Annotated in this window: 2 protein-coding genes; one reads left to right on the forward strand and one right to left on the reverse strand. The window is 60.7% G+C overall.

What is annotated here, in order from left to right; genetic code table 11:
- Positions 1-1,674: S8 family serine peptidase (locus ACPLUI_RS07460; protein ID WP_424659640.1), on the reverse strand; the 1,674-nt coding region annotated here is incomplete at its 3' end.
- A 289-nt stretch (positions 1,675-1,963) separates the two neighbouring features.
- Here ACPLUI_RS07460 and ACPLUI_RS07465 point away from each other — a divergent pair.
- Positions 1,964-2,209: AbrB/MazE/SpoVT family DNA-binding domain-containing protein (locus tag ACPLUI_RS07465; protein WP_424659641.1), on the forward strand; the 246-nt coding region annotated here is incomplete at its 3' end.

Below are 2,209 nucleotides of genomic sequence, written 5' to 3' on the forward strand. Positions count from 1 at the left end.
GGGGCGGGCTTCGGCCGCCCCCGCCCGGTCCAGGGGGTCGGCCCCGTTGATCAGGGCCGCTTTGAGCAGGGCCGCAGAAGGCGACTTCACACCCTGCTGCTGGAAATATTGCCGCAGGAGGGCGGCCGCCCCGCCTGCAACTGCGGCAGCCATACTGGTCCCCTGAAGGCGGGTATACTGCGGGTTGGCCTGAAAATTCCCCTTCACCAGAGGGGAACGGGCTGAGATAATGCCCGTCCCGGGAGCTACCAGGTCGTGGCGGATGCGCCCGTCCCTGGCCGGCCCCCGGCTGGAAAAGGAGGCCACTTCCCCCGCGTTGTCGCTGGCGGGCCCGAAAGAGGGGCGCACGCTTTCGCTGGCTCCCACCACCAGGGCGTTCTTGCTGTTGGCCTCGGCGGTGATGGTACCGGCACCCGGCCCGCCGTTACCTGCGCCTACAACAACCAGGAAGTCGGGGTTCTGACGCACAAAGGCGTCTATCCGGGCAGCGCTGCTCAGATAGGCATTCACGGGACTGCCCCAGCCGTCCACGTGAATGCGGGCGGCCGCTGCGTAGGCCGGGCGGAACAGGGCCGCCAGGTCCGCCGGAGGGTCGATCTCCCCATTTTTATCCAGGATGCCCTCAAAGTAAAGGCTGGCCCCCGGGGCCAGGCCGGCAAACTGCCCCCCGGAGGCGGCACCGGTCCCCGCTATGGTGGCCGCCATGTGGGTACCGTGACCCACAGGGTCGTCGGCTTTAGCGCGCCCGGACCAGGACTTGAGCATGATTACCTTTGGTTTTTGCCCCGGAACATCTTTCAGGTCGGGGTGCGGGTTCTCCAGGTCCCCCGTTCCCAGCCCGCTGTCGGCCAGGGCAACAACCTGGCCGGCCCCGTTCAAGCCGCCGGGGACAACAAACCCCGGGGCTTTTAGAGGGGCGGCGCCCACTATACCTGCCGCACGGTCGTTTAAGAAACGCGGGGAAGCGTATGGTTCCACGCGCATTACCAGGGGTGAGGAAGCCACGCCGGCCAGTTGTTTTTCCGGCAGGCGCACCCGCAATACGCTCCCCTCTTCACCCAGCCCGCGCAGCACTTCCCCCCCGGCGGCTTTCACCAGTGCGGCCAGGCCGTCCTTGTCTCCGGGTTGAAAGGTCACCAGGTTGACGGTGACCCGGCCTCCGCCGGCAGTCCCCCCCGCCGGGCCGGGAACGCCGCCTTTTTGAGCAGGAGCACGGGACTTCGCTGCGTCCCGAGCCGGGGCCTGTGGAGTCCCCTTTTCACCGGCGTACAGGCCGGCCTGGACCAGGGTCTTTAATTTTTCTTCCGGTGTATACGGTTTTATGTCCCTGGTAAAACCCAATGCTGCCAGGTCCCTTACCCGCACCGCGGGACAGCGCACCAGCAGCGTTTCCCCGCCGAAATCACCCACTTCGGCCAGCCGGTGTAGCTGCTCCAGCTCCGCAGGCCGGGGGCTGCGGGAAAGGTACAGTGTGTAAAGGCCCGGGCTGTCCGCACCAACACCAGTACCCCGTTCGTCTCCTGTACCACCGGTCGCACCGGCCGGTGCTCCCACACCGTGCCGGACCGCGGCCTCATACCCGCCCGGCAGGACAAAAGCGAAAAGAAAACTCACCCCGCCAGCCAGCAAAAGCAAAGCAGCCGTGAGACAGAAAAACTGGAACTTTTTAGCCATAATCCGCTCTCCCTCAAGAAAAGAGCAGGGTCTTTTTCCTGTCCCTGGATGAGTTGAAAATTCGACGCCAAACCGGTCTTCCCTGCCGGTACGGGCGAAAACTTAAATTTCTTAACTATCAAAATAACAAGGTCAATTGGGCAAACAAATTACTAAAATTCATGGGAACCAAGTTGCTTTCTCAAGTGCTACATGCCTGGTGCCGCCTTACGCACTCAAACACTTCTTGACTGACAAGAAAAGGCATGATATCCTCCAGGTAAGAATGTATTACCAGGAGCTGATATTTATGAGGGAACTTTATATTGCCCGGGTAACTACTAAAGGACAGGTAACCCTCCCTCTGGAGTTAAGGAAATTCCTGGATATCAAAAAAGGGGATTATATTCTTTTTGAAAAGAAAGATTCGCGCATCGAAATAAAGAAAATGGTGCCGCCCAACGATTTTGAAGATTTTGCCAGACCAATCAGGGAGCGGTTTAAAAGAGAGGGCATAACCGCTGATGATGTCGAGGCGGCGATAAAATGGGCGCGA

Origin of the sequence: Desulfofundulus sp. (genome assembly GCF_049701015.1) — a bacterium.
Lineage (GTDB): Bacteria > Bacillota > Desulfotomaculia > Desulfotomaculales > Desulfovirgulaceae > Desulfofundulus.